The sequence below is a fragment of the Saccharothrix sp. CCNWYY140 genome (assembly GCF_037401995.1).
Classification (GTDB): Bacteria; Actinomycetota; Actinomycetes; order Mycobacteriales; family Pseudonocardiaceae; genus Actinosynnema.
Genome location: NZ_JBBEGC010000159.1, coordinates 1 through 14,285, shown reverse-complemented (window position 1 = coordinate 14,285; position 14,285 = coordinate 1). Strand labels below are relative to the sequence as shown.

The window sequence follows — 14,285 nt, the reverse complement described above, 5'->3', positions numbered from 1 at the left end:
GGGAACCGAGGCCCTCCACTTGTAGGTAACACCTACCGCGCGCTCCGCGCGCGAACAACCGCGCTGCGCGCGCCGAAAAGCCACCCCGGGTCGTCTAGCAACAAGCCGAGCCGTCGCCGCACCCGCGTCCAAACAGCATCGGACAGCCGTAACCATAATCCGGATCCGGAGCCAACGGCAGCCGCTTGCGCGGCGACCCCGCCGGCCGAACCGACTCCACATTAGCCGCAGTCCTCAACTGCACATTCGTATGCGTCGCCTGGGCGTCATAAGCACCCTTGGACAGCTTCAACACCTCCACCCCCCGCCCAAAGTCAGCCAAGAACACCCGATCCCGATGGAAGTACGGCGCCCACGACACCGCCCCCTCCGGCCGCCAGTAGGCGATCTGGATCGGCTTGGCAGGGTCGGTGATGTCCAAGAACCGCGTCCCCTGCTCGTACCAGGAGTAAGCCACGACCCGCTTCTGCACGTCGAAGTAGTGCGCCGAGCAGAACACGTCCGGTCCAGGCAGGGTGCCCTCCTGGTCGTCCGGGCTCCACACACCCACAGTCTTGAGCGTGAAGGGCTTCTCCGGACTGGCCCTCCACGACTCGCCACCCGTCGATCCCTCCAACGACGAGATGACGAACCGCCCCTGGTCCTTGCACGTGGCCGACTCGAAGGCCTCTTCGGTGTGCAGCAGCAAGCTGCCCGCCGGGTGCTCCCGACTCGGCTTGGGCCCATCACCAACAGTCCGCCCAACCGGGCGGAACGAGTTGTGCGAGAACGAAGTAGGCATGTCGAGCTTCGGAGCCGCCCCGCCCGCATACGGGATCGGGTCCACCGCCGTGGCCTCACGCCACCGACCCGTCAACGGGTCGCGGTGCCAACCCCGCGTCCAGTAGCCACGAGTGCCGCCAGTACCTGCCACCCAAGCGACCCCAGCACCGTCGACCTGGACGTCGTGGGTCATGTGGGTCTCGCCCTGGTTTCGGTTGAGATCCACGAAAGTGGGCAACGTCTTCGGGTTGCGTGGGTCGCGGATGTCGGTCACGAAGACCTTGCCGGACCTGCGGTACGTGTCCGGGTCGGTGGACGGGGTGCCGTCGTAGCCGGTCGTCCACAGGTACTGGCAGTCGTTGATGCACGTGGTGATGTGGCCGGTGCCCATCGGGGCGAAGTTCAGCAGTTCCAGGTTCGCCGGGTCGGCGGCCGAGATCAGGTAGACGCCGGTGGGGCGCTCGTTGCCCGGCTTGCGGCCGAAGGCGCTGCGCTCGCGGGCCAGGAAGACGAGCTTCCGCTTGGCGTCGACGGTGACGTCCTCGTTCTCCCAGAAGCGCTGCGCCGGGTCGTCGCCGGGCAGGGCCAGCTCCTGCTTGGTGAGGTGGTCGAGGAAGACCGGGTGGTCGGTGTCGGTGACGTCGTAGGTCTTGAGGCCCCACGTGCCGCTGACGAACATCACGTCCCGGTGCCGGTACTGCACGAAGTTGATGGCGATCGCGCCCTCGGTCTCCGGGATCGCCGCGCGCAGCTCGACGTTCTTGGCCGCCGCGGGCAGCGGCGCCTTGCCGTCGTCGGTGACCACGACGGGCGCCGCGGCGGCGGTGCTCTGCCCGGCGAAGCCGATCATCAAGGCGACGACGGCCCCTGCCAAAACCCTCATGCCGCCACTCCTTTCCGTGATGGGGTCATCGCGGAGCGTGGCAGGTCCGCGAAGCGCGCCACCACCTCCGATCGGCTAGCGTTGCCGGCCGTGGCACTGGAGCAGGCGACCGTGAGCGCGCACCACCCGGACGGTTCGGCGACCGTGCTGCGCGACGACGGCGTCCTCGTGGACGTGCCGGCGGCGGCCGTGACCGAGGGCGGGTGGCGGGTGCTGAGGGCCGGGCAGCGGGTCGCGTTGGAGCGCTCGGCGGACGGCCGGGTGGCGGTGCTGCGCCGCCCGGTGTGACGCGGAGTTCACCTCCCCGCCGGCTCTGATCAGCGCGGAAGCGCTGTTTGTGCGGAACAATGCCTACTGTGAGCACGGACAACACACCCGAGCAGCCCAAGCGACGCACGAGGACACCGCGGACCCCTCCGGCCGCGAGCACGCCCCGCCGCCGCCCACGACCGGCCGTCCGTCGCACCACGCGGGGCGCTCCGCAGGCGGAGACGCCGCAGCGCCCCTTCCCCAGCTCGCCCCCCGCGGTCACGGCGGCGGCCCAGGAGCAGGACCTGCCCGACGACCGGTACTTCAACCGGGAACTGTCCTGGCTGGACTTCAACGCCCGCGTGCTGGCGCTGGCCGAGGACTCCTCCCAGCCGCTGCTGGAGCGGGCGAAGTTCCTGGCGATCTTCGCGTCCAACCTCGACGAGTTCTGGATGGTCCGGGTCGCGGGTCTCAAGCGGCGTGACGAGACCGGCCTGTCGGTGCGCAGCGCGGACGGGCTCACCCCGCGCGAGCAGCTGGCGGCGGTGTCCAAGCGCACCCAGGAACTGGTCGAGCAGCACGCCCGCGCGTTCCTCGACCACATCCAGCCGGAGCTGGAGAAGCACGGCATCAGCATCGTCAACTGGACGCAGCTGACCGACTTCGAGAAGCTGCGGCTGTCGAACTACTTCACCGACCAGGTGTTCCCGGTCCTCACGCCGCTGGCCGTGGACGCCGCGCACCCGTTCCCCTACATCTCCGGCCTGTCGCTGAACCTGGCCGTGACCGTGCGCGACCCCGAAGGCGGCGCGGAGCGGTTCGCGCGCATCAAGGTGCCCGACAACGTGCCCCGGCTGGTACGGGTGGAGTCCGACCGCACCAGCGAGACGGCCACGTTCCTGCCGCTGGAAGAGCTCATCACCGCGCACATGGGCGAGTTGTTCGCGGGCATGGACGTCATCGAGTGCCACGCCTTCCGGGTCACCCGCAACGCCGACCTGGAGGTCGAGGAGGACCAGGACGAGGACCTCCTGAAGTCCCTGGAGCGGGAGCTGGTGCGCCGCCGGTTCGGTCCGCCGGTGCGGCTGGAGATCGCCGGCGACATGACCGACCACATGCTGGAGCGGCTGCTGCGGGAGCTGGAGGTGGACCCGCACGACGTGGTCCAGGTGCCCGGCCTGCTGGACCTGTCGTGCCTGTGGCAGCTCTACAGCGTGGACCGCAAGCAGCTCAAGGACGCGCCGTTCGTGCCGGCCACGCACCCGGCGTTCGGCGAGCGGGAGACCCCGAAGAGCATCTTCGCGACCCTGCGCGAGGGCGACGTGCTCGTGCACCACCCGTACGACTCGTTCTCCACGTCCGTGCAGCGGTTCATCGAGCAGGCCGCGGCCGACCCGCGCGTGCTGGCCATCAAGCAGACGCTGTACCGCACCTCGGGCGACTCGCCGATAGTGGACGCGCTGATCGACGCGGCCGAGGCGGGCAAGCAGGTCGTGGCGCTGGTGGAGATCAAGGCGCGGTTCGACGAGCAGGCCAACATCAAGTGGGCGCGGGCGCTGGAGAAGGCGGGCGTGCACGTCGTCTACGGCCTGATGGGCCTCAAGACGCACTGCAAGACCTCGCTGGTGGTCCGGCAGGAGGGCTCGCGGATCCAGCGGTACTGCCACATCGGCACCGGCAACTACAACCCCAAGACCGCCCGCCTGTACGAGGACGTCGGCATCCTGACCGCCGAGCCGACCATCGGCGCGGACCTCACCGACCTGTTCAACGTGCTGACCGGCTACGCCCGCCAGGAGCACTACCGCAGCCTGCTGGTCTCGCCCAAGGGCGTGCGGCGCGGGATCGTGGAGCGCATCGAGCGGGAGATCGAGCTGGCCCGCGCGGGCGAGCGGGCCGGGGTGCGCATCAAGGTGAACTCGCTGGTGGACGAGCAGGTCATCGACGCGCTGTACCGGGCGTCCCAGGCGGGCGTGAAGGTGCAGGTGGTCGTGCGGGGCGTGTGCGCGCTCAAGCCGGGCATCAAGGGGCTGTCGGAGAACATCCACGTGCGCTCGATCCTGGGCCGGTTCCTGGAGCACTCCCGGGTGTTCCACTTCGTCGGGTGCGGCGAGCACTGGATCGGCAGCGCCGACATGATGCACCGCAACCTCGACCGCCGCGTGGAGGTGCAGGTGCGGGTGACCGACCCGAAGCTGACCAACCAGCTCGACGACATGCTGGACTCGGCGCTGGAGCCGAGCACGCGCTGCTGGGTGTTGCAGCCCGACGGCGAGTGGGAGGCGTCCCCGACCGATGGCGGGCGCGTCCGGGACCACCAGACCGAGCTGCTGCGCGCCCACCGCGCGGTGGGGTGAGGCGGGTGATCCGGGCTGCCGGCGCCGTCCTGTGGCGCGACGGCCGAGTCGCCGTCGTGCACCGACCGCGCTACGACGACTGGTCGCTGCCCAAGGGCAAGGTGGACGCGGGCGAGACCGTGCCCGCGACGGCGGTGCGGGAGGTGCTGGAGGAGACCGGGTTCGACGCGGTCCTCGGGCGGTACCTGCACACGGTGTCCTACACCGCGTTCGGCAAGCCGAAGCGGGTGGACTTCTTCAGCGCGCGGGTGCGGTCGGGGTCGTTCGCGCCCAACGACGAGGTGGACGAGCTGCGCTGGCTGCCGGTGGAGGAGGCGGCGGCGCTGGTGACCCGCGACGGCGACCGCGAGGTGCTGGACGTGTTCGCCGCGTCCCCGCCGGACCTGGCGACGCTGCTGCTGGTGCGGCACGCCAAGGCGGGCAAGCGGGACCACTGGGAGGGCGACGACGACCTGCGCCCGCTCAGCTCCGCCGGGTGGCGGCAGGCGGCCGGCCTGCGCGCGCTGCTGCCGCTGTGGGCCCCGGCGCGCGTGCACTCGGCGCCGCGCGTGCGGTGCGTGGAGACCGTGCAGGGGCTCGCGGAGGACATGGGCGTGGGCGTGCTGCTGGAGCCCCGGTTGTCGGAGGAGGGCTACTGGCCCGACCGGGAGGCGGGGCTGGTGCGCCTGCTGGAGATCGCCGACGGGTCCGGCGTGCCGGTGGTGTCCAGCCAGGGCGGGGTCATCCCGGACGTGGTGGCCACCCTGGCGTCCCTGTCGGGGCTGCCGCTGGGCGGGGACGTGCCGTGCAAGAAGGGCAGCGTGTGGGTCCTGTCGTTCCAGCGGCCGGCCCCGGGCTGGTCCACATCGGACACCACCGGGACCTGGCCCCGGCTGGTCTCGGCCCATTACCTGCCGACCCCGCTGGCCACCCCGGTGCCCTGACCGGCACTCCGGTGCCATAACCGCCCTTTCGCGGAGAAGAGGGCCGTCCCCGAGCGCGGGGCGGCCCTTTTTCGTGCCTGAGCGGCTTTCTGCGGGGCCTTCGGAATGCCGCCGCCCACCGCCACCGGTTCGGCGGATCAAGGGCCTCGACGGCCCGCACAGCGCCGCCCGCGCTCCTCGGGGGCATTGCGCCGAAAGGGTGGCGGAAAGGCTGGGGGAAAACACTCAGGGGCCGGTGCGCGTCCGCACCGGCCCCTGGGGGTGTTCGTTCACGTGCACGGCCGGGCGCGCGCCCGGCCGGTTCTCACTTCTTGGCCGCGGTCTTCCGGGCGGCCGGCTTCTTGGCAGCCGCCGTCGTGGTCGACTTCGCCGCCGTCGCCTTGGCGGCGGCCGGCTTCTTGGCCGCGGTGGTGGTGGACTTCGCCGCCGTCGCCTTGGCCGGGGTCGCCTTGGCCGCGGTGGCCTTGGCGGCGGCCGGGGCCTTGGCGGCGGTGGCCTTGGTGGCCGCCGCGGTGGTCCGGCGCGTGGCCGGGGCCTTCGTCGCCGCAGCGGCGGTGCGCGTACCGGTGGCGGCGGCGCGCGTGGTGCGCGTCGTCGTGGTGCGCGCGGTCGTGCTGCGGGTGGCGGGTGCCTTGGTCGACGCGGCGGGCTTGGCCGCGGTGGACGCGGCCGGCTTCGCGGCGGCGACCTTCGGCAGCTTCTTCGTGCCGCTGATGACGTCCTTGAACGTCGAACCCGCGCGGAACGCGGGCACGTTGGTCTTCTTGACCTTGACGGTCTCACCGGTGCGCGGGTTGCGAGCGGTGCGGGCCGCACGGGCACGCTTCTCGAAGACACCGAAGCCGGTGATGTTGACCTTCTCGCCCTTGTGGACGCTGCGGACGATGACGTCGACGAGCCCGTCGACGGCAGCGGCGGCGTTCTTCTTGTCGCCCAGGCGCTCGGCGAGCGCCTCGATGAGCTGGGCCTTGTTCACCTTCAGTCCCTCCCAGGACGCTCACGGCCCTAGTCGGGCCGACTGAAGGCCACGGTAAGCCCAAATGCAAGGAAATACCAATCGCCACGCCAGATTTTTCGTTGTGGCGTGGGCAATTACGTCCTGTCGAGGGACGCCCCGGGAGGCTTCACGGCCCCGGCCCGGACCGGATTCCCGCTGATAGAAGGGGGAATCCGGCCCGGGAACTCACCTCACGGGGGCCGGAACGGTGGTGGGCAGCCAACCCGCCCGGTTCCGCTCGAACGTGGTGATGTCGTCGGCGTGGCGCAGGGTCAGGGCGATGTCGTCCAAACCCTCCAGCAGCCGCCAGCGGGTGTACTCGTCGATGGTGAAGGGGGCGGTGAAGTCCTTCGCCACAACCGTCTTCGCGGCCAGGTCGACGGTCACCTCGGTGCCCGGCTCGTTCTCCAGCAGCTTCCACAGCAATTCGACATCGGACTGCTCGCACTGCGCGGCCACGAGGCCCTGCTTGCCCGAGTTGCCCCGGAAGATGTCGGCGAACCGGGAGGAGATGACCACCCGGAAGCCGTAGTCCATCAACGCCCAGACGGCGTGCTCGCGGGACGAGCCGGTGCCGAAGTCGGGGCCCGCGACGAGCACGCTGCCGGCCCGGAACGGTTCCTGGTTGAGCACGAACTGCTCGTCACCGCGCCAGGCGGCGAACAGGCCGTCCTCGAACCCGGTGCGGGTCACGCGCTTGAGGTAGACGGCCGGGATGATCTGGTCGGTGTCCACGTTGGACCTGCGCAGGGGGACGCCGACGCCGGTGTGGGTGGTGAACGCTTCCATGTCGCTTGGGCTCCTCAGACCAGGTCGGCGGGCGAGGACAGGGTGCCGCGCACGGCCGTGGCGGCGGCCACGAGTGGCGAAACCAGGTGGGTGCGGCCACCCTTGCCCTGCCGGCCCTCGAAGTTGCGGTTGGAGGTGGACGCGCTGCGCTCGCCCGGCTTGAGCTGATCGGGGTTCATGCCCAGGCACATCGAGCACCCGGCCTGCCGCCACTCGGCGCCCGCCGCGAGGAACACTTCGTGCAGTCCTTCGGCTTCGGCCTGTGCCCGCACCCGCATGGACCCGGGCACGACGAGCATCCGGACGCCGTCGGCCACCTTGTGGCCCTTCAGCACGTCCGCGGCGGCGCGCAGGTCCTCGATGCGGCCGTTGGTGCACGAGCCGAGGAAGACGGTGTCGACGTGGATGTCGCGCAGCGGGGTGCCCGCCTCCAGGCCCATGTAGGTCAGCGCCTTCTCGGCGGCCACGCGCTCGTTCTCGTCGACGATGGTCTCCGGGTCGGGGACCTTGTCGCCCAGCGGCAGGCCCTGGCCCGGGTTGGTGCCCCACGTGACGAACGGCGTCAGCTCGTCGGCGTTCAGGAAGACCTCGGCGTCGAAGGTCGCGTCGTCGTCGGTGCGCAGCGACTTCCAGTACTCGACGGCCGTGTCCCAGTCTGCGCCCTGCGGGGCGTGCGGGCGGCCCTCGATGTAGTCGAAGGTCGTCTGGTCGGGCGCGATCATCCCGGCGCGGGCGCCGGCTTCGATCGACATGTTGCAGACGGTCATGCGGGCTTCCATCGACAGCGCCTCGATCGCGCTGCCCCGGTACTCCAGGACGTAGCCCTGGCCGCCGCCGGTGCCGATCTTCGCGATGACCGCGAGGATGACGTCCTTGGCCGTCACGCCGGGCTGGAGGGTGCCCTCGACGGTGATCGCCATCGTCTTGAAGGGTTTCAGCGGCAGCGTCTGGGTCGCCATCACGTGCTCGACCTCGGACGTGCCGATGCCGAACGCCAGCGCGCCGAACGCGCCGTGCGTGGAGGTGTGGCTGTCACCGCACACGACGGTCATGCCGGGCTGCGTGAGACCGAGCTGCGGGCCGACGACGTGGACGATGCCCTGCTCGAAGTCGCCCATCGGGTGCAGCCGCACGCCGAACTCGGCGCAGTTCTTGCGGAGCGTCTCGACCTGGGTGCGCGACACCGGGTCGGCGATCGGCAGCTCGATGTCGATCGTCGGGACGTTGTGGTCCTCGGTGGCGATCGTCAGGTCGGGGCGGCGGACCGGGCGGCCCGCCAGGCGCAGCCCGTCGAAGGCCTGCGGGCTGGTCACTTCGTGCAGCAGGTGGAGGTCGATGTAGAGCAGGTCCGGCTCCGCGCCACTGCCGTGGCGCACCACGTGTGCTTCCCACACCTTCTCCGCGAGCGTGCGGCTCATCGCTTCTCCCAGGATCTGGACAGTCGATAGATCTGGACTTCCCAGACAGTGGGAAGTTAGTATCGGCTTGTGGGACAGCATAGCGGGATCGGCGTGCTGGACAAGGCAGTGGCCGTCCTGAACGCCGTCGCAAAGGATCCGTGTGGGCTCGCCGAGCTGTGCAACCGGACGGGCTTGCCTCGGGCAACCGCGCACCGGTTGGCGGTAGGGCTCGAAGTGCACCGGTTGCTGCGACGGGGTTCCGACGGCCGCTGGCGTCCGGGCGCGGCATTGGCGGAATTGGCGGGCGGGGCCACGGACCCGTTGCTCGACGCGGCGTCCTCGGTCCTGCCGAGGCTGCGCGACATCACCGGCGAGAGCGTGCAGCTCTACCGCCGGGACGGGATGCAGCGGATCTGCGTGTCGTCGGCGGAGCCACCGAGTGGCCTGCGCGACACCGTCCCGGTGGGAGCTCGGTTGCCCATGACGGCCGGGTCGGGCGCGAAGGTCCTGGCGGCGTGGGCGGACCCGGGCACGCAGCGTTCGGTACTGGCCGACGCTGTGTACGGGGAGCGGACTTTGTTGGAGGTGCGACGGCGCGGGTGGGCGCAGTCGGTGGCCGAGCGGGAGCCCGGTGTGGCCAGCGTCTCGGCACCGGTGCGCGACAGCACCGGGTCCGTGGTGGCGGCGGTCTCGGTGTCCGGGCCCATCGACCGGATGGGACGGCGGCCTGGGGCTCGGTGGGCTGCCGACCTCCTGGCGGCGGCGGAGGCGCTCCAGTCGCGTCTGTGACGTCTGTGAGCTTCAGAGAGCCCCCGTGCCTTCCCTCGGCTTGTGCCTGGGGGGCGCGGGGGCTCTTTGGCGTTTCGGGGCTTTGGGAGGCGCAGGCTGGGGTGGCGGGACTTCGGCGGCGCGGGGGGCCGGGGCGAGACTTCGGCGGCGCGGGGCCAGACGCTCCGGCGGCGCGGCGGCGGGTCGTTGGCGGCGCGGCGGCGGGCGGCGCGGCGGACGCGGGGCGGCGGCGCGGCGCAGGGCCAGGGCGGGACTCCGGCGGCGCGGCGCGGGGCAGGAGCGGGGCTTGGCGGGGGCGCTGGCCGGGCGGCAACGCAGGCCGGGCGGCAGCGCGGGGCAGGCAGCAGCGCGGGGCAGGCAGCAGCGCGGGGCAGGCAGCAGCGCGGGGCAGGCAGCAGCGCGGGGTGGGGGGCAGCGCGGGGCTGAGCGGGGCGCGCGGGCGGCCCGCCGGCCGAACTGACAGCCGTGAGGCAGGCGGCCGGTGCGGAGCTGGACTGGGCGAGGCGCGCAGTTGGCGCGGGGTGGGCTGGGCGCGCAGTCGGCTCGGGGCTGGGCGAGGCGTGCGTGAGGCCGGCGGCCGAACTGAGCGCGGTACGGCAGGCAGTCAGCGCGGCTGGGGTTAGCGCGGCAGGAGGGTTGGTGCGGCGGGTTGGTGCGGCGGGTTCGTGCGGCGGCGTTGGCCTCCGGCCCCCGGTTCCATTGTCTCAGGGGGCACCGACAAAAACGCGGCGTGGCGGGCGGAGGAGTAGGACCGCGGGTTGATCGGGGCGGCGCGGGCGGGGTGTGAGGGGCGTCGCTGATCGAAGGGCGTGGAAACGAAGAATCCCCCGGCGCAATCAGCGCCGGGGGATCTTGTTGGTAGCCCCGAAGGGATTCGAACCCTCGCTACCGCCTTGAGAGGGCGGCGTCCTAGGCCGCTAGACGACGGGGCCCTAGGTGTTGATCCCTATCTTAGCAGATCAAGTCATTCAGTTTTTCGCTCTGTCCTGCTTGCCTGCGGTAGCTTACCACATCTCTTTTCCACCGCTTGCAGCTGGGGTACCAGGACTCGAACCTAGACTAACTGAACCAGAATCAGTCGTGCTGCCAATTACACCATACCCCATTGGCTTTCCGATCAACTTCCCCGTCGCCTTGGCTTCGAGGGGCTGTCCGTTCCGCCGGAGAGAATACTAGACCAAGCCCCCGGCGGAACGGAAATCGGGGGTCACGCCGAGGCGGCCGACAGCTCGCAGACGAGGAGTTCGGGCAGCTCAGCGAGGCTGGAGATGGCTCGCACGCCGGTCGGCAGCGACCCTTCGCGCGGGCCCTGGCGGTTCAGCCACACGCCGTGCATGCCGGCGTCTCGGGCGCCTATCGCGTCGGCGTGCAGGCGGTCGCCCACGTGGACGGTGTCACCCAAAGAGACACCCAGGTCCTGGCAGGCGGTGTCGAAGATCACGCGGTCCGGTTTCGCGGCGCCGACTTCGCCTGCGATGAGGACCGTGTCGAAATACTGGGCCAGGCCGAGCGCGGCGATCTTCACGCGCTGGTGGCGGCCGGAAGCATTGCTCACCGCGGCGAGCGGCAGGCCGGCGGCGCGCAGCCATTCCAGGCACGGCACCACGTCCGGGAAAAGCCGCCAGCCCGACGCGAGCACCTCCTGGCGGTGCAGCTCGCGGCGGGTCGCTTCGGCGAGGCTGAGTTCCTCACCCAGCGCGGAGAAGAAGGCGCGGGTGCGGATGTTGCGCATGGACTCGTAGTCGAGCTCGCCGGCGAGCAGCCGCGCGCAGTGTTCGTCGGTGATGCGTTGCCACAGCGACCAGTTGTCGGCGTTGCCGACCATCGCGGCCAGCGCGGCGCGGGACGAGGTGCTGTAGTCGACGAGCGTGTCGTCCACATCGAGGCTCACCGCGCGGATCTCGCCGGTTCTCCGGGGGGTGAAAGTCGGGGCTGCGGTTGTCACCCAGTGAGGCTAGGTGCGCGCAGCCCCCGTCCGACTCGACCAGAGAGGTGATATCTGGCGATTCTTGCACGGTCAAGCACCGTGCAACCGCCCGATCGCACCAGTCAGATTGACCCCAACGCGCGGCGCAATCGCCCGATCGAGCGATCCCGACCGAGCAACTCCATCGATTCGTACAGCGGTGGCGAGACGGTACGGCCCGTCACGGCAACCCGCACGGGCGCGAACGCCTTGCGCGGCTTGAGGCCCAGTCCGTCCACAAGGGACACCTTCAGCGCGTCCTCGATGGCGGCGGTCGTCCAGTCCCCCAACGATTCCAAGGCGGCGATGCTCGCCTCGAGCACCGGGCGCGCGTCCTCACCCAGCGCCTTGGCCGCGGACTCCTCCTCGGGCCGGAAGGACTCCTCGTCGGCGAACAGGAAGCGCACCATGCCGGCGGCCTCGGACAGCACCACCAGGCGCTCCTGCACCAGGGGCGCCACGCCGCGCAGCGTCGCCAACTGCTCCTCGGACGGGTCCACCAGCACGCCGTCGGCGGCCAGGTAGGGCAGCACGCGGCTGACGAAGTCCTCGGCGGAGAGCGCCCGCAGGTGCGTGGCGTTGATCGCCTCGGCCTTCTTCAGGTCGAACCGGGCGGGGTTGGCGCTGACCTTCTCCAGCGAGAACGCCTCGATCATCTCCGCCACCGAGAAGATGTCCCGGTCGTCGGCGATGGACCAGCCGAGCAGCGCGAGGTAGTTCAGCAGGCCCTCGGGCAGGAATCCGCGGTCGCGGTAGTTGAAGAGGTTCGACTGCGGGTCGCGCTTGGACAGCTTCTTGTTGCCCTCGCCCATCACGTAGGGCATGTGCCCGAAACGCGGGGTGAAATCGGTCACGCCGATTCGCTGCAAAGCGGCATAAAGGCCGAGCTGGCGCGGCGTGGACGGCAGGAGGTCTTCGCCGCGCAGCACGTGCGTGATGCGCATGAGAGCGTCGTCGACCGGGTTGGTGAACGTGTAGAGCGGGTCGCCGTTGGCGCGCACGAGCACCGGGTCGGGCGTCGCGCCGGCCTTGAACGTGATCTCACCGCGGATGAGGTCGTCCCACGTGAAGTCCTCGTCGGGCAGGCGCAGCCGCAGCACGGGCTCGCGCCCTTCGGCGCGGTAGGCGGCCTTCTGCTCGTCGGACAGGTCGCGGTCGAAGTTGTCGTAGCCGAGCTTGGGGTCCTGGCCCGCGGCCTTGCGCCGAGCCTCGACCTCCTCCGGCGTGGAGAACGACTCGTAGAGCTCACCCGCGTCGAGCAGCTTCTTGGCGATGTCCGCGTAGATGTCGCGGCGCTCGCTCTGCCGGTAGGGCGCGTGCGGTCCGCCGACCTCGGGGCCCTCGTCCCAGTCCAGGCCGAGCCAGGCCATCGCTTCCAGCAGCTGCTCGTAGGACTCCTGGGAGTCGCGGGCCGCGTCGGTGTCCTCGATGCGGAACACCATCCGGCCGCCGGTGTGGCGGGCGTACGCCCAGTTGAACAGGGCGGTGCGGATCAGGCCCACGTGCGGCGTGCCGGTCGGTGACGGGCAGAAGCGGACACGGACCTCGGGAGTGACTGCGGATGCGCTCATGACCCGATCAGCGTATCGGCCTTGACCGGAGGGCCTGACAGGAGCATCCTCAAGTTATTCAACCCGTGTTGAAAAGGCGATGCGGACGAGGTGGGGATGATGGTGGAGACGGCGGAGAGGACCACGGTCGCGGTCGTCGGCGGAGGGCCGGCGGGCATGGTGCTGGGGTTGCTGCTGGCACGGGCGGGCGTGGAGGTGACCGTGCTGGAGAAGCACGGCGACTTCCTGCGCGACTTCCGCGGGGACACGGTGCACGCGTCCACGCTGACGCTGCTGGACGAACTGGGCCTGGGGCCGTCGTTCGCGGAGGTGCCGCACCAGCTGGTGGAGAAGATCCAGGTGGTCACGGACGGCGGGACCGCGACTATGGCCGACCTGTCCCGGTTGCCGGGGGCGCACAAGCACATCGCGTTGGTGCCGCAGTGGGACTTCTTGGACCTGCTTGCGGATGCCGGTAAGCGTGAGGCGGCTTTCACGCTGGTGATGAACGCGGAAGTGCTGGGACTGGTGAAGTCTGGGGTAGGGGTAGGGGTAGGGGCGGGCTCGCGGGTGGCCGGCGTTCGGTACCGGGGTGCGGATGGGGTTGAGCGCACGCTTGGTGCGGATCTGGTGGTGGCCGCCGACGGTCGCGGATCGACGGTGCGGAGGGAAGCGGGACTGGCCGTGCGGAAGTTCGGCGTGCCGATGGACGTGTGGTGGTTCCGCATCCCCCGGCACCCGGGCGAGCCGGCGAACGGTCTGGGCCGCTTCTCCCGGGGGTCGGGCCTGGCCATGATTCCGCGTGGCGACTACTACCAGTGCGCCTTCCTGATCCGGAAGGGGTCCAACGAGCAGTTGCGCGCCGAGGGCATCGAGTCGTTCCGGAAGCGGGTGGTGGACCTGGCGCCGTGGATCGGGGACCGGATGGAGACGGTCGAGTCCCTGGACGACGTGAAGCTGCTGGACGTGAAGCTCGACCGGCTGCGGCGGTGGCACGGGGACGGGGTGCTGTGCATTGGTGACGCGGCGCACGCGATGTCGCCCATTGGTGGGGTGGGCATCAACTTGGCTGTGCAGGACGCTGTGGCGGCGGCTCGGGTTTTGGCTGGGCCGGCTCGGCGGGGGGCGTTGACGCCTGAGGTGTTGGCTCGGGTGCAGCGGAGGCGGTGGTTCCCCACTGCTGTGACGCAGGCGTTTCAGCGGCGGGTTCAGGATTCGTTCCTGCGGCGGACGTTGGAGGGGCGTTCTGGTGGAGTGGCTGGTTCCGGTGGGACGAGTGGTCGTATGCCGAGGATGGTTGCGTTGATGCAGCGGTTCCCAGTGCTGCAAGCGGTGCCGGCCTACGTGGTGGCGATCGGGCTGTTGCCCGAGCACGCGCCCCGCTTCGCGCGGCGGGCGCCCGAGCGGATCAGCCGCGACTGATTGTCGGTACCCCGTGGGATAATGGAATCGGGGGCCGGCGGCCGGCCTTCTTGGCCTTCGGGGTGCTCGCTGCGCTTCGCTGTGGCGCTCGCTTCGCTCCCGGTCGCGCTGACGCGCTCTCAAGATCAAAAGCGCCTCGCCGGCGGGCAGGCCGCCAAGGATGGACGGAAGAACAAGGGCGGGGGCTTCTTCCGTCAT

Annotated in this window: 11 protein-coding genes and 2 tRNA genes; 5 read left to right on the top strand and 8 right to left on the bottom strand. The window is 70.5% G+C overall.

The genetic code is table 11. The features are described 5' to 3' along the window. Positions 1-94: 94 nt before the first annotated feature. A complete protein-coding gene (locus WBN91_RS35705; protein WP_337726879.1) occupies positions 95-1,645 on the bottom strand; it encodes a hypothetical protein in 1,551 nt (516 codons plus the stop codon). 90 nt (positions 1,646-1,735) lie between these two features. Here WBN91_RS35705 and WBN91_RS35700 point away from each other — a divergent pair, with 90 nt between their 5' ends. From WBN91_RS35700 to WBN91_RS35690, 3 genes are read left to right on the top strand one after another with little or no spacing between them, the layout of a single operon-like run. After that, positions 1,736-1,933 (top strand): hypothetical protein, encoded by a 198-nt coding sequence (locus WBN91_RS35700; RefSeq protein ID WP_337726880.1) that lies wholly within the window; start codon positions 1,736-1,738, stop codon positions 1,931-1,933. 59 nt (positions 1,934-1,992) lie between these two features. Then, entirely contained in the window at positions 1,993-4,251 is a 2,259-nt protein-coding gene (locus WBN91_RS35695; RefSeq protein WP_337726881.1) for an RNA degradosome polyphosphate kinase, read from the top strand. Then, complete coding sequence (locus WBN91_RS35690; protein WP_337726882.1) at positions 4,248-5,174, top strand: NUDIX hydrolase; 927 nt, start codon at positions 4,248-4,250, stop codon at positions 5,172-5,174. The genes WBN91_RS35695 and WBN91_RS35690 overlap by 4 nt, the downstream gene beginning before the upstream one ends. Before the next feature lie 304 nt (positions 5,175-5,478). Here WBN91_RS35690 and WBN91_RS35685 read toward each other — a convergent pair whose 3' ends face one another. The 3 genes from WBN91_RS35685 to leuC form a co-directional block, all read right to left on the bottom strand. After that, a complete protein-coding gene (locus tag WBN91_RS35685) occupies positions 5,479-6,150 on the bottom strand; it encodes an HU family DNA-binding protein (protein ID WP_337726883.1) in 672 nt (223 codons plus the stop codon). A gap of 207 nt (positions 6,151-6,357) precedes the next feature. Beyond that, the gene (gene leuD, locus WBN91_RS35680; protein ID WP_337726884.1) at positions 6,358-6,960 is read right to left on the bottom strand and encodes a 3-isopropylmalate dehydratase small subunit; all 603 of its coding nucleotides are present in this window, start codon (positions 6,958-6,960) and stop codon (positions 6,358-6,360) included. Positions 6,961-6,974: 14 nt separating this feature from the next. After that, complete coding sequence (leuC, locus tag WBN91_RS35675; RefSeq protein ID WP_337726885.1) at positions 6,975-8,378, bottom strand: 3-isopropylmalate dehydratase large subunit; 1,404 nt, start codon at positions 8,376-8,378, stop codon at positions 6,975-6,977. A gap of 69 nt (positions 8,379-8,447) precedes the next feature. Between leuC and WBN91_RS35670 the strand changes: the two genes are divergently transcribed. Continuing rightward, positions 8,448-9,149, top strand: coding sequence for an IclR family transcriptional regulator (locus WBN91_RS35670; protein WP_170199751.1), 702 nt, complete (start codon positions 8,448-8,450; stop codon positions 9,147-9,149). Between the two features lie 856 nt (positions 9,150-10,005). Here the strand turns inward: WBN91_RS35670 and WBN91_RS35665 are convergent. From WBN91_RS35665 to gltX, 4 genes are all read right to left on the bottom strand, one after another. Then, positions 10,006-10,081: transfer RNA gene (locus WBN91_RS35665), tRNA-Glu, on the bottom strand. Positions 10,082-10,182: 101 nt separating this feature from the next. Next, positions 10,183-10,254 (bottom strand) — tRNA-Gln (locus tag WBN91_RS35660). Between the two features lie 102 nt (positions 10,255-10,356). Beyond that, entirely contained in the window at positions 10,357-11,040 is a 684-nt protein-coding gene (locus WBN91_RS35655; RefSeq protein WP_337726910.1) for an HAD family hydrolase, read from the bottom strand. A gap of 158 nt (positions 11,041-11,198) precedes the next feature. Then, the gene (gltX, locus tag WBN91_RS35650; RefSeq protein ID WP_337726886.1) at positions 11,199-12,686 is read right to left on the bottom strand and encodes a glutamate--tRNA ligase; all 1,488 of its coding nucleotides are present in this window, start codon (positions 12,684-12,686) and stop codon (positions 11,199-11,201) included. 99 nt (positions 12,687-12,785) lie between these two features. On the opposite strand from gltX, the gene WBN91_RS35645 reads away from it, so the two are divergent. Continuing rightward, positions 12,786-14,087: an FAD-dependent oxidoreductase gene (locus tag WBN91_RS35645; protein ID WP_337726911.1), complete on the top strand. Its 1,302-nt coding sequence runs from the start codon at positions 12,786-12,788 to the stop codon at positions 14,085-14,087. Positions 14,088-14,285: the final 198 nt, after the last annotated feature.